Raw genomic sequence first — 22,895 nt, 5'->3', positions numbered from 1 at the left:
GGCCAGGACCATGGGCGAGCTGCTGTATTTCTCCAGCACCTCGGAGAACACCCACAGATTCGTCGAGAAACTCGGACTGCCAGCGCGGCGCATCCCCCAGGATCCCGCCGCCGAACCGCTCAAGGCCCGCGAGCCCTACATCCTGGTCTTGCCGACCTATGGCGGCGGCGGCAGCAAGGGCGCGGTGCCCAAGCCGGTGATCCACTTTCTCAATGATCCGCACAATCGCGCTCTGATCCGCGGCGTCATCGCCGCCGGCAACACCAACTTCGGCGAGGGCTACTGCCTGGGCGGACGCATCGTCGCCCAGAAATGCGCGGTACCCCTGCTCTATCAATTTGAACTGCTCGGCACGACGGAAGATGTCGACCGGGTGAGAACGGGAGTGAACGACTTTTGGCAACGTCAGGCCTGACCCCGACCGGCAGCGAGGCGGACTACCACGCGCTCAACGCCATGCTCAATCTCTACGGCCCCAACGGCGAGTTGCAGCTGGACAAGGACCGCCAGGCGGCGCGCCAGTACTTCCTGCAGCACGTCAACCAGAACACCGTGTTCTTCCATAACCTGGACGAAAAACTCGACTACCTGGTGGACAAGGGCTACTACGAGGCGGCGGTGCTGGAGCAATACGCCCCGGCCTTCGTCAAGGCGCTGTTCGAGCGCGCCTATGCCTACAAATTCCGCTTCCAGAGCTTCCTGGGCGCCTTCAAGTACTACACCAGCTATACCCTCAAGACCTTCGATGGCCAGCGCTACCTGGAGCGCTACGAGGATCGGGTGTGCATGGTCGCCCTGAGTCTGGCCCGTGGTGACGAGGGCCTGGCCGAGTCCTTGGTGGACGAGATGATCAGCGGGCGCTTCCAGCCGGCCACGCCGACCTTTCTCAACGCCGGCAAGCGCCAGCGCGGCGAGTTGGTGTCCTGCTTCCTGTTGCGCATCGAAGACAACATGGAGTCCATCGGCCGCGCGGTGAATTCGGCGCTGCAGCTGTCCAAGCGTGGCGGCGGCGTGGCCTTTCTGCTGAGCAACGTGCGCGAGGTGGGGGCGCCGATCAAGCGCATCGAGAACCAGTCTTCCGGCATCATCCCGATCATGAAACTGCTGGAAGACGCCTTCTCCTACGCCAACCAGCTGGGTTCGCGCCAGGGCGCCGGGGCCGTCTATCTCAATGCCCACCACCCGGACATCCTGAGATTCCTCGATACCAAGCGCGAGAACGCCGACGAGAAGATCCGCATCAAGACCCTGTCCCTTGGCGTGGTCATCCCGGACATCACCTTCGAGCTGGCCAAGCGCAACGCCGACATGTACCTGTTCTCGCCCTACGACGTGGAACGGGTCTATGGCGTGCCCTTCGCCGACATCAGCGTGAGTGACAAGTACGCGGAGATGGTGGCCGATGCGCGCATCCGCAAACGCAAGATCAATGCCCGGGAATTCTTCCAGACCCTGGCGGAGATCCAGTTCGAATCCGGCTATCCGTACCTGATGTTCGAAGACACGGTGAATCGCGCCAATCCCATCGCCGGGCGCATCAACATGAGCAACCTCTGCTCGGAGATCCTCCAGGTCAACACCCCCAGCCGCTTCGACGAAGACCTGGGCTACGAGCATGTCGGCCAGGACATCTCCTGCAACCTGGGCTCGCTGAACATCGCCCGCACCATGGATTCGCCGGATCTGGGCCGAACCGTGGAAACCGCCATCCGCGGCCTCACCGCGGTCTCGGAAATGAGCGACATTCGCTGCGTACCCTCGGTGGCCGCCGGCAACGCCGCCTCCCACGCCATCGGCCTGGGGCAGATGAACCTGCACGGTTACCTGGCCCGCGAGCACATCCACTACGGCTCGGCCGAGGGTCTGGATTTCACCAATCTGTACTTCTACACCGTCACCTACCATGCGGTGCGCGCCTCCAATCGCCTGGCCATTGAACGCGGCCAGAGCTTCCAGGGCTTCGCCGATTCCAAGTACGCCAGCGGCGAGTATTTCGATCAGTACACCGAGGGCGACTTCACCCCGCGCACCCCGCGGGTGGCCGAGTTGTTCGAGGTGGCCGGCATCCGCCTGCCGACCCGCGCGGACTGGCAGGAACTCAAGGCCTCGGTGATGGCGCACGGGCTGTTCAACCGCAACCTCCAGGCCATCCCGCCGACCGGCTCGATCTCCTACATCAACCACTCCACCTCGAGCATCCACCCCATCGTTGCCAAGGTGGAGATCCGCAAGGAAGGCAAGCTGGGCCGCGTCTACTACCCGGCGCCCTACCTGGCCGACGACAACCAGGAGTACTACCAGGACGCCTACGAGATCGGCCCGGAAAAGATCATCGACACCTATGCCGAGGCCACCCGCCATGTCGACCAGGGACTGTCGCTGACGCTGTTCTTCCGCGACACCGCCACCACCCGCGACATCAATCGGGCGCAGATCTACGCCTGGAAGAAGGGCATCAAGACGCTCTATTACATCCGCCTGCGCCAGGCCGCCCTGGAAGGCACCGAGGTGCAGGGCTGCGTGTCCTGCAGCCTGTGAGGAAAAGGTCATGAATGCAGCTATGAACGCCCCGCGCCTGAATCGCATCAACGCCATCAACTGGAACCGCATCCAGGACGAGAAGGACCTGGAAGTGTGGAATCGCCTGACCGGCAACTTCTGGCTGCCGGAAAAGATCCCGCTGTCCAACGACATCCCCTCCTGGGCGACCCTGACGCCCAAGGAACAGCAGCTGACCATCCGCGTCTTCACCGGCCTGACCCTGCTGGACACCATCCAGAACGCCGTGGGCGCGCCGACCTTGCTGGCCGATGCCGTCACCCCCCACGAGGAAGCGGTGATCGCCAACATCGGCTTCATGGAAGCGGTGCATGCGCGCTCCTACAGCTCGATCTTCTCCACCCTCTGCTCGACGCCGGACGTGGACGAGGCCTATCGCTGGAGCGAGGAGAATCCCTATCTGCAGACCAAAGCCGACCTGATCCTGGCGCGCTACCACGCCGAGGACCCGCTGCTGCGCAAGGTGGCCAGCGTCTTCCTGGAGTCCTTCCTGTTCTATTCGGGCTTCTACCTGCCGATGTACTGGTCCAGCCGCGCCAAGCTGACCAACACCGCCGATCTGATCCGCCTGATCATTCGCGACGAGGCGGTGCACGGTTACTACATCGGCTACAAATTCCAGCAGGCCCTGGCCAAGGAAAGCCCGGAGCGCCGCCAGCAGGTCAAGGACTTCGCCTACGAGTTGCTGCAGGATCTCTACGACAACGAGGTGGCCTACACCGAGGACCTCTACGACAGCGTCGGCTGGAGCGAGGACGTGAAGAAATTCCTTCACTACAACGCCAACAAGGCGCTGATGAATCTGGGCTTCGAAGCCCTGTTCCCCAGCAGCATGACCGACGTCAGCCCGGCGATCCTGGCCGCCCTGTCGCCCAGCGCCGACGAGAACCACGACTTCTTCTCCGGTTCGGGTTCGTCTTACGTCATCGGCAAGGCGGTGAGTACCGAAGACGAGGATTGGGATTTCTGAGCCTACCTCCTGCTCCGATCAGCCCCCTCGCGACGAAGTCCTCAGCGGAAAAGGCTGCGCCGTTTTCCAAGCTACGCCGCTGAACCGGCCTGCTCCGGCAAGCCCCCTCTCCCCCTGGGAGAGGGTTGGGGTGAGGGCGCCCCTCGCGACGAAGCTCTAGTGGAAAAGACTGCGCCGTTTTCTACGCTACGATGCTGAACCGGCCTGCTCCGGCAAGCCCCCTCTCCCCCTGGGAGAGGGTTGGGGTGAGGGTGCCCCTCGCCGCGAAGTCCCCAGCAGAAAAGGCTGCGCCGTTTTCCACGCCACGACGCTAGTAATACGGCTTATCGCGGCCATGGGCCGCTCCTACAAACGCCTGATGCTCCTGTAGGAGCGGCCCATGGCCGCGATAGCTCTCTACCTCAGCGGTCCCGTCCGAAAACGGCCAGTCACCCCTCCCCGGCGGTGCTAACCTGCCGCCATGAATGCCTTTCCCGATATTCCCGCCTTCGAACGCGCCCGCCTGGCGCGGGATCCGCGCTTCGACGGCCTGTTCTACACCGCGGTGCTCACCACCGGCATCTACTGCCGGCCAGTGTGCCCGGCGCAACCGCCACGCCCGGAAAACGTCAGCTACTACCCCAGCGCCGCAGCCGCCGAGGCCGCGGGCTATCGCCCCTGCCTGAGATGCCGCCCGGAGCTCTCCCCCGCCGGCGGCCACTGGCAACGCGGCGACGCCACCCTGGCGCGGGCCCTGCGACTGATGGACGAAGGCCTGGACGACGGCGGCCTGCCCGCCCTCGCCGCCCGCCTCGACCTCAGCGAACGTCAGTTGCGCCGGCTGTTCGTCGAGCGCCTGGGCGCCGCACCCCTGGCGGTGCTCACCACCCGCCGACTGCTGTTCGCCAAGCAATTGCTCAGCGAGACCCGGCTGCCCATCACCGAGGTGGCCCTGGCCGCCGGCTTCGGTAGTCTCAGACGCTTCAACACCGCCTTTCGCGACGCCTACGGCCTGGCCCCCAGTCAGGTGCGCAAGGGTCAGGCCGCGGCTTCGCCGGTGCTGGTCCTGCGCCTGGCCTATCGACCGCCCTACGACTTCGCCGCCCAGCTGGATTTTCTCCGCGGCCACGCCCTGCCCGGCGTCGAGGTGCTGGACGACACCAGCTACGCCCGGGTGATCGGCACCCCCGAGCAGCCGGGCTGGCTGCGCGTCTCGGCCTGGGACGCCGACACGCCGGCGCTGCGCCTGGAATTGCACGGTGCTGCCCCTGGAGAGCTGCAGGCCGCGGTGGCGCGTATTCGCCGCATGTTCGATCTGGACGCCGATCCCGAAGCCATCGCCCAGGGTCTGGCGGTCGATCCGACCCTGGCGGAACTGGTGGCGCGCCGCCCGGGCCTGCGCCTGCCCAGTGGCTGGGACGGCTTCGAGATCGCCGTGCGCGCCGTCATCGGCCAGCAGGTCAGCGTGGTGGCAGCGACCACCATGACCGCCCGGGTGGTGCAGCGCTTCGGTCGTCCCTGGGGCGAGCCTGGTCACGAGGCCAGTCGACCGCCAGCCGGTCTGCATCACTTCTTTCCCACGGTGGATGCCCTGGCCGATGCCGCCCTGGAAGACCTCACCGGCCTCGGCCTGATCCGCGCCCGCGCCGGCACCCTCGGCACCGTGGCCCGGGCCTTGCGCGCCGGTGAGGTGGACTTCGACACCGGGCGCACCCTGGACGATTTCGCCCGGCGCTGGATCGCGCTCAAGGGCATAGGGCCCTGGACCGCCCAGTACATCGCCCTGCGTGCCCTGGCCCATCCCGATGCCTGCCCGGTGGAAGACCTGGTGCTGCAGAAGCGGCTGGCGCCGCCCGGCGAGCGCCTGACCGCCAAGGCCCTGTACGCCCGCGCCGAAGCCTGGCGGCCCTGGCGTGCCTACGGGGTGATGCAGGTCTGGCGCGAAGCCACCTGGAAGGCGCCCGCCGACGCCCCCGCCGAACCCGTTCCCACCCGTCTCGCCAAGGAGTCGCCCCGATGATCGCCTACTGCCTGCTGGACAGCCCCATAGGTACGCTCACCCTGGCCGCCGACGACAGTGGCCTGCGCGTGGTGGAGTTTCCCGAGAATCGCTACCTGGCCAAGCGCGACGCCAGCTGGAGCGCCGCCGACCACCCCATCCTCGACCTGGCCCGCGAGCAGCTGGGCGAATACTTCGCCGGGCAGCGCCGGACCTTCGAGCTGCCCCTGGCACCGCGCGGCACCCCCTTCCAGCTGGCGGTCTGGCAGGCCCTGGCGGAGATCCCCCACGGCCGGACCTGGAGCTATGGTCAACTCGCCAGCCATCTCGGCCGACCCCAGGCGATGCGCGCGGTGGGCGCCGCCAACGGGCGCAATCCGCTGCCCATCGTGCTGCCCTGCCACCGGGTGATAGGGGCGTCCGGCGCCCTGACCGGCTTTGGCGGCGGCCTGCCGACCAAGCAATTCCTGCTGGAACTGGAAGGCGCACTGCCGCAGCCGCGGGATCTCTTCGCCGCCTCCCAGCCAGGCACTGCGCCAGAATCTGCCTGTTAAAAGGCTCTAGAATGCACCTTTCGGCGCTTGAGTCGGTGCAACCCTGTAGCGCACACTGGAGCTTTCGATTCGCAAGGACGCGATGCGATGTTCAGCTCAGCCAATACCCCGACCTTCACCCTGACGCTGGACGGCGTCGCCCAGGATTTCCAGGTGCTCGCCTTCGACGGCCACGAGGCCATCGGCCAGCCCTATCGCTTCCAGCTCGAGCTGGTCAGCGAGCGCCCGGACTGGCCGCTGGAAGCGCTGTTGCAGCGGCCCGCCTTTCTCGCCCTGGGTCCGGGTGACCAGGGCATCCACGGCCAGCTCGCCGCCGTGGCCCAGGGCGATACGGGCCGGCGCCTGACCCGCTATCGCGCCGAACTGGTGCCGCGCCTGGCTGCCCTGGCCCACCGCGTCAATTCCCGCATCTTCCAGGGACGCAGCGTGCCCGAGATCCTGGCGCAGCTGCTCGAGGAGCACGGCATCCTCGACGGCGACTATCGCTTCGCCCTGGGGCCAACGCGCTATCCGCCGCGCAACTACTGCGTGCAGTACGGCGAAAGCGATCTGGCCTTTCTCACCCGCCTCTGCGAAGAAGAGGGCCTGCACTTCCACCACCAGCATCGCCGCGACGGTCATGTGCTGGTGTTTGGCGATGACGCCACCGGCTTTGCGCGGCTGGGCGCCACCCGTTATCGACCCGGCAGTGGTCTGGTGACGGACGAACCCGTGATCAGTCGCCTGGCGGTCGGCCTGCAGATCCGCAGCAGCGCCGCGACCCTACGCGATCACGACCCATTGCAACCTCGGCTGCGCCTGCACAGCAATGCGGAAACCGCGGCCCAGCCCGCGCTGGAAGACTATGGCTTTCCCGGCCGCTTCACCGATCGCGCTACCGGCCAGCGCCTGAGCAGCCGGCGCCTGGAGCGCCTGCGAGGGGACGCCGTTCAGGCCGAGGGTGCGAGCGACCAGCCCAGCCTGGTGAGCGGGCATTTCCTGCCGTTGGAACAGCACCCGCGCGCCGACTGGAATCAGCTCTGGTTGCTGACCGAGATCCAGCACGAGGGTCGCCAGCCCCAGGTCCTGGAGGAAGACGCCACCGACGCCATCCCGGCCGCCAGCTGGCGCCAGGGCTATCGCAACAGCTTTGTCGCCCGGCCCTGGACGCAGCCCTTCCGCCTGCCCCTGCGCCATCCCAAGCCCAGGCTGCTGGGCGCCCAGAGCGCCGTGGTCACCGGACCGGCCGGCGAGGACATCCATTGCGATGCCCTGGGCCGGATCAAGGTGCAATTCCACTGGGACCGCCAGGGCCGGGCCGATGAGCGCACCAGCTGCTGGCTGCGGGTCGCCAGCGGCTGGGCGGGTGACGGCCACGGCGCCCTGGCGGTGCCGCGGATCGGCATGGAGGTGCTGGTGGGCTTTCTCGAGGGGGATCCCGACCAACCCCTGGTGATCGGCTGCCTGTACCACGCCGAGCATCGCCCACCGCTGGAGCTGCCCCGGGACAAGACCCGCAGCACCTTCAAGAGCCTGAGCAGCCCCGGCGGCGGTGGATACAACGAACTGCGCAGCGAGGATCAAGAGGGTCAGGAAGAGATCCATGTCCATGCCCAGCGCGACTGGGACGAACGCATCGGCCATGATCACCGCAGCGAGATCGGCCACGAGCGTCATGAGCGCATCCGCGGCAACAGCTACAGCGAATTCCACGCCGAGGAACACCGCATCACCCGGGGCGAGCGCCGCAGCGAGGTGCGCGCCGACGACCACCTGGACATCGGCGAGAGTCAGCACCTGCGGCTAGACGGCAGTCTGCTGGTCGAGGCCGGCAGCGAGATCCGGCTCCAGTCCGGCCAGAAGATTGTCCTGGAAGCCGGCGCCCGCCTGACCCTCAAGGCCGGCGGCAGCTTCGTGCAACTGGAGGCCGGCGGGGTCACCCTGTCAGGGCCGAGCATCCGGGTGAATCCCTGAGCAGGCGCTGAATCCCGGGCATAAAAAAGCCACGCTTCAGCGTGGCTTTTTCTATTAGCGCGGCAGGACTCAGTCTTCCAGCAACTCGCCAGCCACCGCCAGGACGTTGTCCAGGGTGAAGCCGAAGTGCTCGAACAGCGCGGCAGCCGGGGCGGATTCGCCGTAGGTGTGCATGCCGATGATGCGACCGTCGAGACCGACGTACTTGTACCAGAAGTCGGCGATGCCGGCTTCGATGGCGATGCGGGCACCGACTTCCACCGGCAGGACCTGCTGGCGGTACTCGGGGCTCTGGCGGTCGAAGACGCTGGTGCTGGGCATGGAGACCACGCGCACCTGGCGACCTTCGGCGCTCAGGCGCTCGTAGGCCTGCACCGCCAGGCCGACTTCGGAGCCGGTGGCGATGAGGATCAGCTCGGGCTCGCCGACGCAGTCCTTGAGCACGTAGCCGCCGCGCGCGGCGTTGCCCAGGGTGGCTTCGTCACGCACGCTGTGGGCCAGGTTCTGGCGCGAGAAGATCAGCGCGCTGGGACCGTCGCGACGCTCCAGGGCCGCGGTCCAGGCGATGGCGGATTCCACCGCATCGGCCGGACGCCAGGTGTCCAGGTTGGGGGTGTAGCGCAGGGAGGCCAGTTGCTCCACCGGCTGGTGGGTCGGACCGTCTTCGCCGAGACCGATGGAGTCGTGGGTGAAGACATAGAGCACCCGCTGCTTCATCAGCGCCGACATGCGCACCGCATTGCGGGCGTATTCCATGAACATCAGGAAGGTGGCGCCGTAGGGCACCAGACCGCCGTGCAGGGCGACGCCGTTCATGATGGCGCTCATGCCGAATTCACGTACGCCGTAGTGGACATAGTTGCCGCTGGCGTCTTCGGCGGTGACGCCCTTGGCGCCCTTCCACAGGGTCAGGTTGGAGCCGGCCAGGTCGGCGGAACCGCCGAGCAGCTCGGGCAGCAGCGGACCAAAGAACTGCAGGGCGTTCTGGCTGGCCTTGCGGCTGGCGATGGTCTCGCCCTTGGTGGCGACGTCCTGGATGAAGGCGGCGGCGCGCTCGGCGAAATCGGCGGGCAGGTCACCGGCCATGCGGCGCTTGAATTCGGCGGCCAGCTGCGGATGGGCCTGGGCGTAGGCGGCGAAGCGCTCGTTCCATTCGGCTTCGGCGGCGGCGCCGCGCTCCTTGGCACTCCACTCGGCATAGAGCTCGGCGGGGATCTCGAAGGGCGCATGGGACCAGCCGAGCAGTTCACGGGCGGCCTGGATCTCGTCGTTGCCCAGGGGTGCGCCGTGGCACTCTTCCTTGCCCTGCTTGTGCGGCGCGCCATAGCCGATCACGGTCTTGCAGCAGATCAGGGTGGGCTTGTCGCTCTTGCGCGCGGTGTCCAGGGCGGTCCTGATCTCGTCGGCGTCGTGGCCGTCGACGTTGCGGATCACCTGCCAGCCGTAGCTCTCGAAGCGCTTGGGGGTGTCGTCGGTGAACCAGCCTTCGACCTCGCCATCGATGGAGATGCCGTTGTCGTCATAGAAGGCGATCAGCTTGGACAGGCCCAGGGTGCCGGCCAGGGAGCAGACCTCGTGGGAGATGCCTTCCATCATGCAGCCATCGCCCAGGAAGGCGTAGGTGTGGTGATCGACGATCTGGTGGCCATCGCGGTTGAACTGGGCGGCCATGACCTTTTCCGCCAGGGCGAAGCCCACGGCGTTGGCGATGCCCTGGCCCAGGGGACCGGTGGTGGTCTCGATGCCCGGGGCGTAGCCGTATTCGGGGTGACCCGGGGTCTTGCTGTGCAGCTGACGGAAATTCTTCAGGTCGTCGATGGACAGGTCGTAGCCGGACAGGTGCAGCAGCGAATAGATGAGCATGGAGCCGTGGCCGTTGGACAGCACGAAGCGGTCACGGTCGGCCCACTGGGGGTTGCCAGGGTTGTGCTTGAGCTGATCGTGCCAGAGCACCTCGGCGATGTCGGCCATGCCCATGGGGGCGCCGGGGTGGCCGCTGTTGGCTTTTTGCACGGCATCCATGCTGAGGGCGCGGATGGCGTTGGCTCGATCACGACGGCTGGGCATTGCGGTGTCTCCTGGCAGAGGCAGAGCGAAAGGGCCATCATTCTGGCCCAGCCAGGGCACTTCCAGCAATCGGCGCGGTCGCTTCAGCCCGCCGGGCAGACTGTCGCGCCGTCGGCCACGAAGGCGCGCGCCACTGGTTCTATACGCCGGGCCAGGGCTGCCAGGGCCTGGCGGTGCGCTGCGACGACCTCGGCATAGGAGGCGCCGGCGGGCTGGCTGATCCGGCTGCCGCAGGTGAGCACCCGCTCCCCGCCCGGCTCGGCCAGGCGCAGGGTCCAGAGCGCGTCCTGCTGGACGCCGCGCCCGGGCTGCGAATCGAAGCGCTGCAGATCCACCTTGATGCGCAGCACCGGGGCGCCGCTGCCGCGCGGGGCATCGCCCAGGTCCAGGGTGCCGAGGTCCCGGGACAGGTCGGCGGACAGGGCGCTGCGCACCTCGTCGGCCAGGGGCGCGATCCAGCGTTCGTTTTCCAGCAGGGCGATGCCCTCGCCCTGGCGTACCACCAGTTGCGGCTGATCCACCTGGGGCGGCACCGAGACGCCCTGCAGGGCGAAGCGGAAGTCCGCCGCGCGCGCCTGGCTGGCGGGCTCCGCGGCGCTGGTCAGGGTGTGGTAGTTGAGCGGCGCCTTGGACGAACAGGCGGCCAGCAGCAGGGGCAGAGCCAGGCAGGTCAGGCGCTTCATTGCAGTTTTCCTTTGGCGGGATCGCGGGAGCCCGGTTCGAACTTGGGCGGCGGATCGGTCACCAGACCGCGGATCAGGGATTCCGGATGGCGGCCGAGGTAGTCGCCGAACACGCGCAGGGAACGCGCCATGCGCTGCATCTCTTCCAGGGTCTGGGTCAGATTCTGCTGCACCGGGGAATCCGCGCCCAGACTCTGGCTGGCGCTGCCGGTGAGCTGCTGCACACCCATCAGGGTGGTGGTCAGCTGCGGCAGGACCCCGGCATTGAGTTGCTTGAGGGTGCCGCTGAGCTGCGCCAGGCTGGTGTCGAGATTCTTGCCGATGGAATCGAAGGGGATCTTGTCGATCTTGTTGACGATGCCGGCCATCTGCTCCTGCAGGCGATCGAAGCTGCCGGTGACGGTGGGAATCGACAGCGGCTTGGCCTGGGGATCGAAGGCCACCTTGGGCGCATTGGGCACGAAGTCGACGGAAATGTAGAGCTGGCCGGTCAGCAGGTTGCCGGTGCGGGCCTGGGCGCGCAGACCGCGGGCCACCCAGCCGGCGAACAGCTTGCCGTCGCGGTCCTTGGTCTCGATGCGCTTGCCGACGTCGCCCAGCCGCTGGGGATAGATGACCGCGCCGACGATCAGCGAGAAGCGATCCTGGGCGTCCTCGTAGTCGGGGGTCAGGGAGACCACCCGGCCGACGTTCATGCCGAGGAATTCCACCGGCGCCCCGGTGGCGAGCCCGCGTAGCGACTGCTGGAATCTCATCCGCACATAGAAGGGCTCGCCATCCGGCGGCGCCAGGGCACTGGCCTGGTCGTCGAACAGGGTGAAACGCTGGTCTTCGTCGGCCTCCTGCGGATCCTTGGGCCATTCGGGGGTGACGAAGGCGATGCCGCCCGCCACCACCGTGGCCAGCGACTGGGTATTGAGCTTGAGGCCGGAGGCGCTGAGCGAGACATCGACCCCGCTGGCGTTCCAGAAGCGGCTGTTGGCGGTGACGAAGCGGTCGTAGGGCGAATCCACGAAGATCTGCGCGCTGACGCCCTTGCCGTCCTGGTTGAGGTGGAAGGACACCACCCGGCCGACCTGGATGCGCCGGTAATAGACCGGCGAGCCGACGTCCAGCGAGCCGATGTCGTCGGCGGTGACGATGAATCTCTTGCCCGAGGCGCCGTGAATCAGCGCCGGCGGCTGCTCCAGGCCGCGGAAGTCGCGATGGGACTCGGTGGAATCGCCGATGTCGGCGCCGATGAAGGCGCCCGACACCAGGGTGTCGACTCCCGAGACGCCATTGACGCCGAAGCGCGGCCGCACCACCCAGAAGCGCGCGTCCTTGGTCGCGAAGCCCTCGGCGGACTTTTCCAGCTCGATGGTGGTGATCACCCGGTTGCGATCCGGTGCCAGCTGGATGTCGCTGACGGTGCCGATCACCACGTTCTTGTACTTGACCTGGGTCTTGCCGGCTTCCAGGCCCTCGGCGGTGAGAAAGGTCACCGTGATGGTCGGCCCGCGCGAGGCCCAGCTGTGGATCACCATGGACAGCCCGATCAGGGCCGCCACGATGGGCACCAGCCAGATCAGCGATACGCTCCAGCGACTGCGGCGTACCTCGGGAGTAGGCGCCAGGGCGTCGGGTTCATGCCTGTCCGTCATCGTTCACCTCTGCATCCCAGATCAAGCGGGGATCGAAACTCATCGCGGCGAGCATCGTCAGCACCACCACGAAACCAAAGAACACGATACCCAGGCGCGGCGCCGCCGAACTCAGGGCACCGAAGTGCACCAGCGCCGAGACCAGGGCCACCACGATCACGTCGAGCATCGACCAGTAGCCGATCAGCTCGACGAAGCGATAGAGCCGGGCGCGCTGGGCGGTGGCCCAGTCGCTGCGGCGCTGGCAACTCACCAGCAGGGTCCCGAGCACCAGAAACTTGATGGAGGGCACCGCCACGCTGGCGATGAAGATCACCAGGGCGACGCCCCAGGAGCCGTTCTCCCAGAATTCGATCACCCCCTCGAGGATGGTGCTTTCCGTGCCGCGGCCCAGGGTACCGGTGAACATCACCGGCAGGGTATTGGCGGGGATATAGAGGATCAGCGCGGCGAGCAGATAGGCCCAGGTCTTGGCATAGACGTTGGGCTTGCGCCGGTGCAGCGCCGAGCCGCAGCGCGGGCAGCCGGCCTTGTGCCGGCGCGGCGCGGTACAGACCTTGCCGCAGACGTGGCACAGGCACAGGCCGAGTTCGTCGGCGCGCGGCGGCAACTGCGGCGCGCTCAAGACTCGCGCTCCCCGACGGCGTCCCACAGCGGGTGCAGGTCGCGCTTGGCGATGATCAAGAGGACCACCATCAGCCCGACCATGCCGAACAGCCCCAGGCCCACCACCACGTGCAGCAGGCCGGCGAGCTTGATCACCGCCACCAGGGCGCCGAGCACGAAGACCTCGATCATGCTCCAGGGCCGCAGGTAGTGCAGGGTGACCATGGCCGTGGCGAAGCCGGGGGCACGGCGGCCGAGCTGGGCGAAGCCGAGCACCCAGAGCAGCAGCAGGATCTGCAGCAGCGGCACCACGAACAGGGTCATGGCCACCACCAGCGCCATGGGGCCGGCGAAGCCGCGACTCATGGCGACCACCGATTCCAGCAGGGTCGCCTCGCTGTGCAGGCCGCGAAAGCTGAGTTGCAGGATGGGTCCGACATTGGCGATCACGAACAGCACCGCCGCGGCGATCGCCAGCGCCAGCAGACCCTGGATGTCCAGGCGGCTGGCACGATAGAGCAAGGCGCCACAGCGCAGACAGTGCGCCCGCTCGCCAGCGGCGAGCGGCTCCAGGCGATGCACCGAATCGCAGTGCTCGCAGATCACCAGGCGCGTGCTGGCGGCAGGCGCGGAAGGGGACGGTGGCTGGACGGACATGGGTTACCCGGTGACGCTCCTGGAAGGGGGCTGCAGGTTGGACGCGCGAGTCTCGCGGTCGTTACCGCAACGTTGCGAAGACCGCTGAGCAAAAGGCCCCGGCATCTTACCTTCCTCGACGAAGGTATGCGCGGCCCACCGCCATGGACAAGTATCAAAACTTTTTGATGCTTTTCTTGCGAGGCCCGGGACGGGTCTCTAGACTAGCGCCCCATGAATCCGCTCCGCGTGCCGGCGCTCGGCCAAGAACCAGGAGATACCCTCGCCGCCCTGTGCAAGGCCGGCGGCGATCCCCTGCGCCTGAACGTCCTGCGCGCCCTGCACAGCGCCTCCTTCGGCGTGCTGGAACTGGCGCAGATCTTCGCCACCGGCCAGTCCGGCATCAGCCACCACCTCAAGGTGCTGGCTCAGGCGCAGCTGGTGGCCACCCGCCGCGAGGGCAACGCCATCTTCTATCGCCGCGCCCTGCCCCGCCCCGGCAGCCTGGGTGGCGCCCTGCACGCCGCCCTGCTCGAAGAGGTGGACGCCCTGGACCTGCCCGGCGCCGTGCAGACGCGGATCACTGAGGTGCATGCCCAGCGCGCGGCGGTGAGTCGCGACTTCTTCGCCCGGGTAGCGGAAAAATTCCAGGCCCAGCAGGACCTGATCGCCAGCCTGCCGCAGTATCGCGACGGCCTGCTCAGCCTGCTGGACGCCCTGGCCCTGGATCCGCGTGGCTGCGCCCTGGAAGTGGGTCCGGGCGACGGCGCCTTCCTGCCGGACCTGGCGCGGCGTTTCGCCCGGGTGGTGGCGGTGGACAACAGCCCGGCCATGCTCGAACTGGCGCGCCAGCGCTGCCAGCGCGACGGCCTCGCCCATGTCGAACTGCAACTGGCCGACGCCCTCGCCGAGCCGCTGCCAGCGGCCGACTGCGTGGTCCTCAACATGGTCCTGCACCACCTCGCCGCGCCGGCGGAGGCGCTGCAGCAGCTGGCGCGGCGCGTGGCACCGGGCGGCAGCCTGGTGATCACCGACCTCTGCCCCCACGACCAGACCTGGGCGCGCGCGGCCTGTGGCGATCTCTGGCTCGGCTTCGACCAGGACGAACTGGCGCGCTGGGCCCAGGCCGCCGGCCTGCAGGCGGGCGAAAGCCTCTACCTCGGCCTGCGCAACGGCTTTCAGATCCAGGTGCGCCAGTTCGCGCGCCCGGATCAGGGAAACACCCCGTCATGAGGCCAACCGGCCAGTGGCGGGCGGACCCGACGCTCAAGGGCGTCATGTCCAGCAAGGAAACTGCTGTCTCGACCGGCCTGCGGGCCCCTACCCCTTGGTAATTTAGGAACCATTCGATGAGCGAATATTCCCTGTTCACCTCCGAGTCCGTGTCCGAAGGCCATCCGGACAAGATCGCCGACCAGATCTCCGATGCCGTGCTCGACGCCATCATCACCCAGGACAAGCACGCCCGCGTGGCCTGCGAGACCCTGGTCAAGACCGGTGTGGCCATCGTCGCCGGCGAGGTGACCACCTCCGCCTGGGTCGACCTGGAGCAACTGGTGCGCGACGTCATCGTCGACATCGGCTACGACAGCTCGGACGTGGGCTTCGACGGCGCCACCTGCGGCATCGTCAACATCATCGGCAAGCAGTCGGTGGACATCGCCCAGGGCGTCGATCGCAGCAAGCCGGAAGACCAGGGCGCCGGTGACCAGGGCCTGATGTTCGGCTACGCCTGCAACGAGACCGATGTGCTGATGCCCGCGCCCATCACCTTCTCCCACCGCCTGGTGGAACGTCAGGCCGAAGCACGCAAGTCGGGCCTGCTGCCCTGGCTGCGCCCGGACGCCAAGTCCCAGGTGACCTGCCGCTACGACGGCGGCAAGGTGGTCGGCATCGACGCCATCGTGCTGTCCACCCAGCACAATCCCGAGGTCAAGTACGCCGACCTGCGCGAAGCCGTGATGGAGCTGATCGTCAAGCACGTCATCCCCGCCGAGCTGCTGCACAAGGACACCCAGTTCCACATCAACCCGACCGGCCAGTTCATCATTGGCGGCCCGGTGGGTGACTGCGGTCTGACCGGCCGCAAGATCATCGTCGACAGCTACGGCGGCATGGCCCGTCACGGCGGTGGCGCCTTCTCCGGCAAGGACCCGTCCAAGGTCGACCGCAGCGCCGCCTACGCCGGTCGCTACGTGGCCAAGAACATCGTCGCCGCCGGCCTGGCCGATCGTTGCGAGATCCAGGTGTCCTACGCCATCGGCGTGGCCCAGCCCACCTCCATCTCGATCAACACCTTCGGCACCGCCAAGATCAGCGACGAGAAGATCGTGCAGCTGGTGCGCGAGCATTTCGACCTGCGCCCCTACGCCATCACCACCATGCTCGACCTGCTGCACCCGATGTACCGGGCCACCGCGGCCTACGGTCACTTCGGTCGCCATCCCCAGGAAATCACCGTGGGCGATGACACCTTCACCACCTTCACCTGGGAACGCACCGATCGCGCCGCCGCCCTGCGCGCCGCTGCCGGTCTGTAAGACGCCTCCCGGCAGACAGCCCCGCCACCTCCGGTGCCGGGGCTTTTTTCTGGGTCTGCAACCGGGGTCCCAGCGCTTTCTTGCGCCAGTCCACAGGCTGGCACGGGCGATGCAACCTCTGGGCGTGCGGTGGTCAGAATGCCTCGTCTTCTCCAGGAGTGTGCTTATCCATGTGGCTGTTCATCACCAACTTCGGCGATTCCTCGGTGATGCTTCCCTGCGCAGTGCTGATTGCGCTCTGGCTGCTGGCCGGTCTGTCGGCGCGGGCGGCACTGCTCTGGCTGCTGCTGTTTGGTGCGGCCAGTCTCAGCGTGGCCCTGTCGAAGATCGCCTTCTTTGGCTGGGGCCTGGGCATTCCGCGCCTGGACTTCACCGGCTTCAGCGGCCATTCCATGCTGGTAGGCAGTGTGCTGCCGGTCCTCGGCTGGCTGCTGGCCAGCCGGGCGCGGCCGTCGCTGCGGCTGACCGCGGCCGCCCTGGGCGCACTGTGCGCCCTGCTCATCGCCGTCTCGCGGGTGGTGCTGGGCTATCACTCGATCTCGGAAGTGGTGACCGGCCTGCCCATCGGCTACGCCGCCAGCGGCAGCCTGCTGTGGCTGCTGCGGGGCCAGGAGGTCAACCTCAAGCCGCGTCAGGCCGCGCTGGGCGCCAGCCTGCTGCTGTTGCCCCTGCTGTTGCTGCATGGCACCAATGCGCCCACGCAACGGGTGCTGGAGCGTCTGGCGGTGAAATTCGCCGACGAGCAGAATCCCTGGACCCGCGCCCATCAGCGCGCCGGGGTGGCGCCGCTGCAGAACTGAAGGTCAGAACTCAGCGCGTGCAATAGACGGCGCCCGCGGCTGGCGAATACGCGGATGACTCCTAGACTGGCAAGAGCCCCGACGTTCGCGGGGTGAACGTCAGGGCCTTGCGGCCCCTCCTAGTTAAGTCAGTCCTTGCCGCCGAGTCGTCCGCATGCGCTACTGCCTCCCCCTTGTCTGCAGCCTGGTGCTCACCGGGCTGCCCGCGTCACCCGTGGCGGCTGCCGAGCCCTTGCGGCTCTATACCTGGGAAGGCTATTTCAGCGACACCCTGTTGCAGCGCTGGGCCAAGGCTCATTCGCCCGTGCAGGAAATCCATTTCGACAGTAGCGACGTGCGCGATGCCACCCTGGCACGCGGCGATGCCGATCTCGACCTGGTGGTGATCAACGAGGTCAGCGCCACCCGCCTCGGCCAGGACGGCCTGCTGATGCGCATCGATCCCCAGCGCCTGCCTCATTTGAGCGAGCTCGATCCGCGCTGGCGCCAGAGTTGCGGCGACTATGCCGTGCCCTACGTCTGGGGCACCCTGGGCCTGCTCTACCGCAGCGATCGCCTGGCCCAGGCGCCCTCGTCCTGGCAGCCGCTGCTGCAGCCGGAGCCGGCCCTGCACGGCCATATCGCCATGCTCGAAGACCACGACGACCTCCTGGTGGCGCCTCTGATCACCCTCGGCGCCGCCATCAACAGCGACGATCCCGAGTTGCTCAGACGCAGCTTCGCGCTGCTCAAGGCCCAGGCCCCGGCGGTGCTGACCTATCAGTATGTGGTCAGCGCCCTGCACAATCCGGCCTACAGCGATCGCATCGAGCTGGCCCTGGGCTACAGCGGCGACCAGCACCTGCTCAATGCCGCGACGCCCGGGCAGCCCTGGCGCTTCGTCACGCCGCGCGAGGGCAGCCTGCTGTGGGTGGACTGCGTGGCCCTGCTCAGCAGCTCACGGCACCAGGCCGCCGCCTGGCGCTTCATCGATTTCCTCAACGAACCGCGCAATGCCGTGCTGGCGACCGAGGACCTGCACCTGGCGACCCCCAATGCCGGTGCCCTGCGGCTGCTGTCGGCAGACCTGCGTCAGGATCCCAGCCTGTTTCCCCCCGATGAGGTGCTCGCCCGCAGCCAGGTCTTTCGCGAAGGTCCGCCCGACACCTTCCAGACCCGGCAACGCATCGGCAGTGCTCTGGTAGGTCGCCATGACGCTCAATAGACGCGCCCTGCTGCTGATCCTGCCGGTCGCCCTGCTCTGCAGCCTGACCCTGGTCGGTCTGGGCTACACGGTCCAGCGCGAAGCGGTGATCGGCCTCGAACGCTCGCGGGTCAACCATGACCTGGCGGCGCTGGAAACCACCTATCGCGAGTACGACCACTTCAGCCGCAACCTGCTCTATGCCCTGTCCAACAGCGCCGCCCTGGGCAACTTCCTGCGGCAGACCGAGGTGCCCTATCGCAACGAAGCCCTGGGTACCCAGCTGCAACTGGCGGTGCGCCAGCTGGCCGGCGACGATGCGCCCAGCCATATCTCCCTGGCCATCGCCCGCCCCGACCTCAGCCTGGCCTACTACTACGAACGCAGTGGCGACCCCTTCGCCCAACTGAGCGCTGCCCAGCGGCAACTGCTCGAACGCCTGGCCCAGGAGCCGAGCGGTCCGCTGGAGCGGCGCGACTATCTGCTCGACGAACAGGGGCGATCACTGCTGGTGGCGACCACTTCACTGCTGCCGAGCACCGCCGGACCGCCCCTGCCGGGTCAGCGCGGGCTGGCGATGACGCTGCAACTGGCGGTCAGCCCGGACCGGATGGAGGCCATGCGCCGTACCCTCGAGCAAAGCTATGGCGCGCCCCTGGAATTCAGCCGGACGCTGCCCGCCCGCACCAGCGATTTCACCGCCGTCGAGCGCCTGTCGCCCGATCTCTATGTACGCCTGACCCCGGATCCGGGGCACCTGGACCGGGAATTGCGCCGTCTGGCGATCGCCTACTTCAGCGGCGGCCTGCTGGTGACCCTGGCCTGCATCCTGGTCCTGATCCTGCTGATCCGCCGCTATATCACCCGGCCCATCGCGCGGCTGGACAGTCAGCTCACCGAGGTGCTGGAAGGCCAGCGCCAGGCCCTCGAAACCGGCGACGAACCCGGCGAGATCGGCCATCTGGGCGCCAACATGAAGCGCCTGCACGACAACAACCTGGCCATCCTGGCGCAGTTGCGCACGGCCCTGCGCACCGACGTCCTCACCCAGATCGGCAATCGTCGCTACTTCCAGCTCATGGGTGAATCCTGGCTGGCGGGCAAGCCGGACGGCCGCCATATCGCCCTGCTCTATTTCGGCCTCGATCACTTCAAGTCGGTGAACGACAGATTCGGCCACGAAGTGGGCGATGAGCTGCTGCAGGCCGTGGCCCGGCAGACCCAGCAGCAGCTGGAAGCCTATCAGGCGGGCAACGAGCTGGTGTTCACGCGCCTGGCGGGCGATGAATTCGCCATCCTGCTGCGCGGCCCGGCGGCGGCGACCGACGCCCTCGCCCTGGGCCAGCAGCTGCAGCAGAACCATGACAACGGCACCCTGGTTGGCGAGCGGCGCTATGCGGTGACCCTGAGTATCGGCCTGGCGACCCCCGAGGCCCCGCTGGACCTGGCCGACCTGCTGGCCCAGGCCGACCTGGCCCTGAACCGGGCCAAGAACGAAGGCGGCAACCGCCTGGTGCACTTCACCCCGGAACTGGCCGCGCGCCAGCGCCGCCAGGATCTGCTGGACGAGCACCTGCGGCGCATGAACCCGGACGAGGAATTCCATCTCGTCTACATGCCGGCGGTCGACAGCAACGGCCAGGTGCGTTCCGCCGAAACCCTGCTGCGCTGGAATTCGCCGCGCCTCGGCCCGGTGTCACCGGCGGAATTCATCCCCATCGCCGAACGCCAGGGGCACTTTCGCTGGATCGATCGCTGGGTCGTGGACCAGGCCTGCCGCGAATACCCGGCGCTGCAGGAGGTGCTGGGCAGCGACCTGGTGCTGTCCATCAACCTGTCGTCGGCGCAACTGGATCAGGCCGACATCGTGCCCTATCTGCGCGAGCGGGTCCGCCACCACCGTGTCGATCCGGCCCGCCTGGAACTGGAATTCACCGAGACCTTCGCCGCCGAGCTGAACGAGCGGACCCTGGGGCTGCTGCATGAATTGCGCGCCGAGGGCTTTCGCGTGGCCATCGACGATTTCGGCGTCGGCTACACCTCGATCCAGCAGGTCACCGACTATCCCGCCGACACCATCAAGTTCGACCGGCTCATCGTCGAGCGCCTCAGCCAGCCCGGCAACCAGGCCAGCCTGGATGCGCTCATCGCCTTCTGCCATGCCCGCGACGCCCAGGTGATCGCCGAGGGCGTGGACACCGAACTCAAGCAGCTCTGCCTGCAACAGGCCGGTTGCGATCTTCTGCAAGGCTTTCTGGTTTGCCCGCCGCGCCGTCTGGACGAATTGCGCGACTGGCAGCGCCAGCGCCTGGGCGATCCCAGCCGGGTCTAGCCGCAATGCCCGCTGACACCCTGTCAGCGGGCCTTGCCCGCAGCGCGGCGGTTAGAAGTCCAGTGACAGGCCCAGGCCCACGCCCTGCTGATGGCTATCGCCCGCGCCGGCATAGCTGTAGCCACCGCGCAGGGTCAGTTCCGGGGTCAGCCGCTGGACCACGCCCAGGCTCAGTCGGGTGCGGTCGCTGTCGGGCTGGTAGCCGTCCAGGGTGTAGTCCAGACCCGGCACGCTGTTCAGGCGCATGGTCACGTCGCGGGTGCCATCGGCGAATTCCCGCTCGCGGCCCAGGTCGGCGAACAGCGCCGTGGCCGGGGCGAGTTGCCAGCGCCCCTGCAGACCCAGCCCCAGCCGCCGCGAGGTGCTCGACTGGTCGTCGAACTCCAGCGCCGTGGCGTCGTTGCCGCGCTCGCGATAGCCATCCACCTGGACGCGGGCATAGTCGGCGCTGAGATAGGGACTCAGGTGCCAGGGACTGCCGGCCGCCGCCAGGTCGTAGCCCAGCCGCGCCGAGAGGGCGCGCAGATCGCCGTCGGTGTCGCCCTGCTCGCTGCGGGTGGTCGGGCCGAGGGCGAAACGGCGGCTCAGGTCGTCATAGTCCAGCCGGCCACCGGTGGCGGTGAGATCGCCCCAGAGGCGCTCGCCCTGGTACTGGGCGAAGGCGCTGAGCAGATAGCTGTTGAGGCGATAGCTGGAATCGGCCGCGCCGGGCTCCAGGCGCTGGCGCGCGACACCGGCGGCCACGCCGAGGCGCCATTCCTCGCTGAGCCGATAGCTGCCACCCAGGTCCAGGCTGTAGCCGTTGCCATCGCCGCCGGCGGTGCTGCGCTGGTCGTCGACGTCCAGGCGCCGCGCGCTGGTATCCACATAGCCCTGCCAGCGCCCCACCGGCTGCCAGGCATGCCAGTCGCCCAGCCAGCGCTGGTGCAGGCCGTCCTGGTGCGCCCTGAGGGTGGACTGGGCCATCTCCGGCAGCAGCGTGACCTCCCAGGGCGCCGCCAGCAGCGAATAGGCGTAGTCGGCGATCAGCCGCTGGCCGGTGATGGTCGGGTGGACGCGATCGTTGAACAGCAGCTGGCTGGGATCGGCCGCCGCCGCACCCAGGCCATAGGTGGGGTTGCGGGTGCAGCTGTCGCCGCTGAAGCAGGTGCCGGTCAGATTCTGCCCGCTGGCCAGGCCATAGCGGCCCGGCTCGGCCACCACCTCGGCCAGCAGCTGGGGCACGTTGAGACCGATGATCTCGGCGTCGATACCGGCCAGGCGCGCCACCAGCGCCTGGTTGTAGACCCGACTCAGGGCCGAGCTGGCCGCCTGTTGCGGCGAACCGGCCAGGGCTGGGGTCTGGCCGATGTCGGGCAGCAGCCAGACCACCATATAGCGGGCGCCGGCCTGCTGCAGCGCAGCCACGCCGTCACCCAGGCGATTGGCTGCGGCCGCCGCGGTGGCCGGCGAGGTGACCAGTCCCTGGAGGAAGTCGTTACCCCCGCCGCTGATATAGAACAGGGTGTTGGGATCCAGGCTCAGTCCCTGGCTGGCGAGGCCGGGCAGGTAGCCGTCACGGCTGCGCAGGGTCAGGCCACCCACCGCCACCACCGAGCCGTTGCGAGCGGTGATGGAATCGCGGATCTGCGCCGTGGTGTAGCCACCCGTGGCCCAGTTGTCGCCATCGCTCAGGCCGATCCGCTGATTGATCAGCGAGGTCGAGGCGTCCAGGGTACGGACATCGAAGCCCAGTTGCTGGCCGAGCAGGATCGAGGACACCGGTCCGGTCACCGCGCCGCTGGCCGGGCTGTAGCCGGGACCGACGCGGTTGGTGAATCTGAGGCTGGCGCCCGTGACCCCGGTATCGGGAAATTGCCCGGCATCGAGCAGGCTGTCGCCGAACACGGTGAAGCCACTGTAGGGATTGGGAGCCGCCTGGGCGGTTGCCGCGAGCGCCGTGGCCAGGGCGATGGCCAGCGGCAGGCGTTGCCTGAGGAAAGATGTCATGCCTGCATCCTTGATTGTTGTTATCGGGGCACGCGTCAGGGCGTGTGGCCCCACGCTAGACGGTTTTTGTGACGTTGTATCTGGGTGTAAACAAAAACCTGGAAGACATTTGTTCGGCTTGAACGGCAGGTCAGAGGGCTGTCGGCAATTCGACCGGAGCGGCCTGCCATGACTGTCGAGTCTGCCGCTCAATCCGTGGCGACGCTCATCGGGACGATGAGGCTGATCGCCCGCTCGGATAGCCCCCTCTCCCCCGGGGAGAGGGTTGGGGTGAGGGCCCTGGCAGCGAGCCCAGTGGAAAAGGCTGCGCCGTTTTCCAGGCTACGATTTTCTCCGGAGCGATGACGCCAAGCGCCCGTTCGAATAGCCCCCTCTCCCCAGGGGAGAGTGTTGGGGTGAGGG

17 protein-coding genes are annotated in these 22,895 nt (G+C 67.6%); 11 read left to right on the top strand and 6 right to left on the bottom strand.

The window, feature by feature from the left end; all coding sequences use genetic code 11:
- Positions 1 to 10 precede the first annotated feature (10 nt).
- The 6 genes from nrdI (at position 11) to tssI (ending at position 8,014) form a co-directional block, all read left to right on the top strand.
- Entirely contained in the window at positions 11 to 415 is a 405-nt protein-coding gene (gene nrdI / locus PSK12I2_RS0109640; protein ID WP_027598230.1) for a class Ib ribonucleoside-diphosphate reductase assembly flavoprotein NrdI, read from the top strand.
- On the top strand, positions 397 to 2,538 hold the full coding sequence (gene nrdE / locus PSK12I2_RS0109635) for a class 1b ribonucleoside-diphosphate reductase subunit alpha (protein ID WP_084222082.1): 2,142 nt from the start codon (positions 397 to 399) through the stop codon (positions 2,536 to 2,538). Before nrdI ends, nrdE begins: the two co-directional genes overlap by 19 nt.
- Before the next feature lie 10 nt (positions 2,539 to 2,548).
- Positions 2,549 to 3,529 (top strand): class 1b ribonucleoside-diphosphate reductase subunit beta, encoded by a 981-nt coding sequence (nrdF, locus tag PSK12I2_RS0109630; protein WP_284670313.1) that lies wholly within the window; start codon positions 2,549 to 2,551, stop codon positions 3,527 to 3,529.
- A 460-nt stretch (positions 3,530 to 3,989) separates the two neighbouring features.
- Positions 3,990 to 5,528, top strand: coding sequence for a DNA-3-methyladenine glycosylase 2 (locus PSK12I2_RS0109625; protein WP_027598227.1), 1,539 nt, complete (start codon positions 3,990 to 3,992; stop codon positions 5,526 to 5,528).
- Positions 5,525 to 6,061, top strand: a complete 537-nt coding sequence (locus tag PSK12I2_RS0109620) for a methylated-DNA--[protein]-cysteine S-methyltransferase (protein WP_027598226.1) — start codon at positions 5,525 to 5,527, stop codon at positions 6,059 to 6,061. The genes PSK12I2_RS0109625 and PSK12I2_RS0109620 overlap by 4 nt, the downstream gene beginning before the upstream one ends.
- 87 nt (positions 6,062 to 6,148) lie before the next feature.
- Entirely contained in the window at positions 6,149 to 8,014 is a 1,866-nt protein-coding gene (gene tssI, locus PSK12I2_RS0109615) for a type VI secretion system tip protein TssI/VgrG (RefSeq protein ID WP_027598225.1), read from the top strand.
- 69 nt (positions 8,015 to 8,083) lie between these two features.
- Here tssI and tkt read toward each other — a convergent pair whose 3' ends face one another.
- From tkt to PSK12I2_RS0109590, 5 genes are all read right to left on the bottom strand, one after another.
- Positions 8,084 to 10,081 carry a transketolase gene (gene tkt / locus PSK12I2_RS0109610; protein ID WP_027598224.1) on the bottom strand — a complete coding sequence of 666 codons (1,998 nt, stop codon included), beginning with the start codon at positions 10,079 to 10,081 and terminating at the stop codon, positions 8,084 to 8,086.
- Positions 10,082 to 10,164: 83 nt separating this feature from the next.
- Positions 10,165 to 10,764 carry a membrane integrity-associated transporter subunit PqiC gene (locus PSK12I2_RS0109605; RefSeq protein WP_027598223.1) on the bottom strand — a complete coding sequence of 200 codons (600 nt, stop codon included), beginning with the start codon at positions 10,762 to 10,764 and terminating at the stop codon, positions 10,165 to 10,167.
- On the bottom strand, positions 10,761 to 12,407 hold the full coding sequence (locus tag PSK12I2_RS0109600; protein ID WP_027598222.1) for an intermembrane transport protein PqiB: 1,647 nt from the start codon (positions 12,405 to 12,407) through the stop codon (positions 10,761 to 10,763). The genes PSK12I2_RS0109605 and PSK12I2_RS0109600 overlap by 4 nt, the downstream gene beginning before the upstream one ends.
- Positions 12,391 to 13,032, bottom strand: a complete 642-nt coding sequence (locus PSK12I2_RS0109595) for a paraquat-inducible protein A (protein WP_115945141.1) — start codon at positions 13,030 to 13,032, stop codon at positions 12,391 to 12,393. The genes PSK12I2_RS0109600 and PSK12I2_RS0109595 overlap by 17 nt, the downstream gene beginning before the upstream one ends.
- On the bottom strand, positions 13,029 to 13,670 hold the full coding sequence (locus PSK12I2_RS0109590; RefSeq protein ID WP_027598220.1) for a paraquat-inducible protein A: 642 nt from the start codon (positions 13,668 to 13,670) through the stop codon (positions 13,029 to 13,031). Before PSK12I2_RS0109590 ends, PSK12I2_RS0109595 begins: the two co-directional genes overlap by 4 nt.
- 213 nt (positions 13,671 to 13,883) lie before the next feature.
- On the opposite strand from PSK12I2_RS0109590, the gene PSK12I2_RS0109585 reads away from it, so the two are divergent.
- From PSK12I2_RS0109585 to PSK12I2_RS0109565, 5 genes are all read left to right on the top strand, one after another.
- Positions 13,884 to 14,882, top strand: coding sequence for a metalloregulator ArsR/SmtB family transcription factor (locus PSK12I2_RS0109585; RefSeq protein ID WP_027598219.1), 999 nt, complete (start codon positions 13,884 to 13,886; stop codon positions 14,880 to 14,882).
- 116 nt (positions 14,883 to 14,998) lie between these two features.
- Entirely contained in the window at positions 14,999 to 16,189 is a 1,191-nt protein-coding gene (gene metK, locus PSK12I2_RS0109580; protein WP_027598218.1) for a methionine adenosyltransferase, read from the top strand.
- A 170-nt stretch (positions 16,190 to 16,359) separates the two neighbouring features.
- The gene (locus tag PSK12I2_RS0109575; RefSeq protein WP_027598217.1) at positions 16,360 to 16,989 is read left to right on the top strand and encodes a phosphatase PAP2 family protein; all 630 of its coding nucleotides are present in this window, start codon (positions 16,360 to 16,362) and stop codon (positions 16,987 to 16,989) included.
- A 154-nt stretch (positions 16,990 to 17,143) separates the two neighbouring features.
- Entirely contained in the window at positions 17,144 to 18,193 is a 1,050-nt protein-coding gene (locus PSK12I2_RS0109570; protein ID WP_027598216.1) for a spermidine/putrescine ABC transporter substrate-binding protein, read from the top strand.
- The gene (locus PSK12I2_RS0109565; RefSeq protein WP_027598215.1) at positions 18,180 to 20,504 is read left to right on the top strand and encodes a bifunctional diguanylate cyclase/phosphodiesterase; all 2,325 of its coding nucleotides are present in this window, start codon (positions 18,180 to 18,182) and stop codon (positions 20,502 to 20,504) included. The genes PSK12I2_RS0109570 and PSK12I2_RS0109565 overlap by 14 nt, the downstream gene beginning before the upstream one ends.
- Before the next feature lie 51 nt (positions 20,505 to 20,555).
- On the opposite strand, the gene PSK12I2_RS0109560 is transcribed toward PSK12I2_RS0109565, so the two are convergent.
- Entirely contained in the window at positions 20,556 to 22,493 is a 1,938-nt protein-coding gene (locus PSK12I2_RS0109560) for an autotransporter domain-containing SGNH/GDSL hydrolase family protein (protein ID WP_027598214.1), read from the bottom strand.
- Positions 22,494 to 22,895 lie beyond the last annotated feature (402 nt).

It is taken from the genome of Pseudomonas sp. MOIL14HWK12:I2, from assembly GCF_000510745.1.
GTDB lineage: Bacteria > Pseudomonadota > Gammaproteobacteria > Pseudomonadales > Pseudomonadaceae > Chryseomonas > Chryseomonas oryzihabitans.
This window is presented reverse-complemented; position numbering and strand designations above follow the sequence as displayed.

Coding starts and splice junctions, on each gene's coding strand:
- nrdF (WP_284670313.1), top strand. CDS start 2,549: ATGAATGCAGCTATGAACGCCCCGCGCCTGAATCGCATCAACGCCATC.
- PSK12I2_RS0109620 (WP_027598226.1), top strand. CDS start 5,525: ATGATCGCCTACTGCCTGCTGGACAGCCCCATAGGTACGCTCACCCTG.
- PSK12I2_RS0109585 (WP_027598219.1), top strand. CDS start 13,884: ATGAATCCGCTCCGCGTGCCGGCGCTCGGCCAAGAACCAGGAGATACC.
- PSK12I2_RS0109575 (WP_027598217.1), top strand. CDS start 16,360: ATGTGGCTGTTCATCACCAACTTCGGCGATTCCTCGGTGATGCTTCCC.
- PSK12I2_RS0109565 (WP_027598215.1), top strand. CDS start 18,180: ATGACGCTCAATAGACGCGCCCTGCTGCTGATCCTGCCGGTCGCCCTG.
- PSK12I2_RS0109560 (WP_027598214.1), bottom strand. CDS start 22,493: ATGACATCTTTCCTCAGGCAACGCCTGCCGCTGGCCATCGCCCTGGCC.
- tssI (WP_027598225.1), top strand. CDS start 6,149: ATGTTCAGCTCAGCCAATACCCCGACCTTCACCCTGACGCTGGACGGC.
- metK (WP_027598218.1), top strand. CDS start 14,999: ATGAGCGAATATTCCCTGTTCACCTCCGAGTCCGTGTCCGAAGGCCAT.
- PSK12I2_RS0109625 (WP_027598227.1), top strand. CDS start 3,990: ATGAATGCCTTTCCCGATATTCCCGCCTTCGAACGCGCCCGCCTGGCG.
- PSK12I2_RS0109570 (WP_027598216.1), top strand. CDS start 17,144: ATGCGCTACTGCCTCCCCCTTGTCTGCAGCCTGGTGCTCACCGGGCTG.
- PSK12I2_RS0109590 (WP_027598220.1), bottom strand. CDS start 13,670: ATGTCCGTCCAGCCACCGTCCCCTTCCGCGCCTGCCGCCAGCACGCGC.
- nrdI (WP_027598230.1), top strand. CDS start 11: ATGGGCGAGCTGCTGTATTTCTCCAGCACCTCGGAGAACACCCACAGA.
- PSK12I2_RS0109605 (WP_027598223.1), bottom strand. CDS start 10,764: ATGAAGCGCCTGACCTGCCTGGCTCTGCCCCTGCTGCTGGCCGCCTGT.
- PSK12I2_RS0109600 (WP_027598222.1), bottom strand. CDS start 12,407: ATGACGGACAGGCATGAACCCGACGCCCTGGCGCCTACTCCCGAGGTA.
- tkt (WP_027598224.1), bottom strand. CDS start 10,081: ATGCCCAGCCGTCGTGATCGAGCCAACGCCATCCGCGCCCTCAGCATG.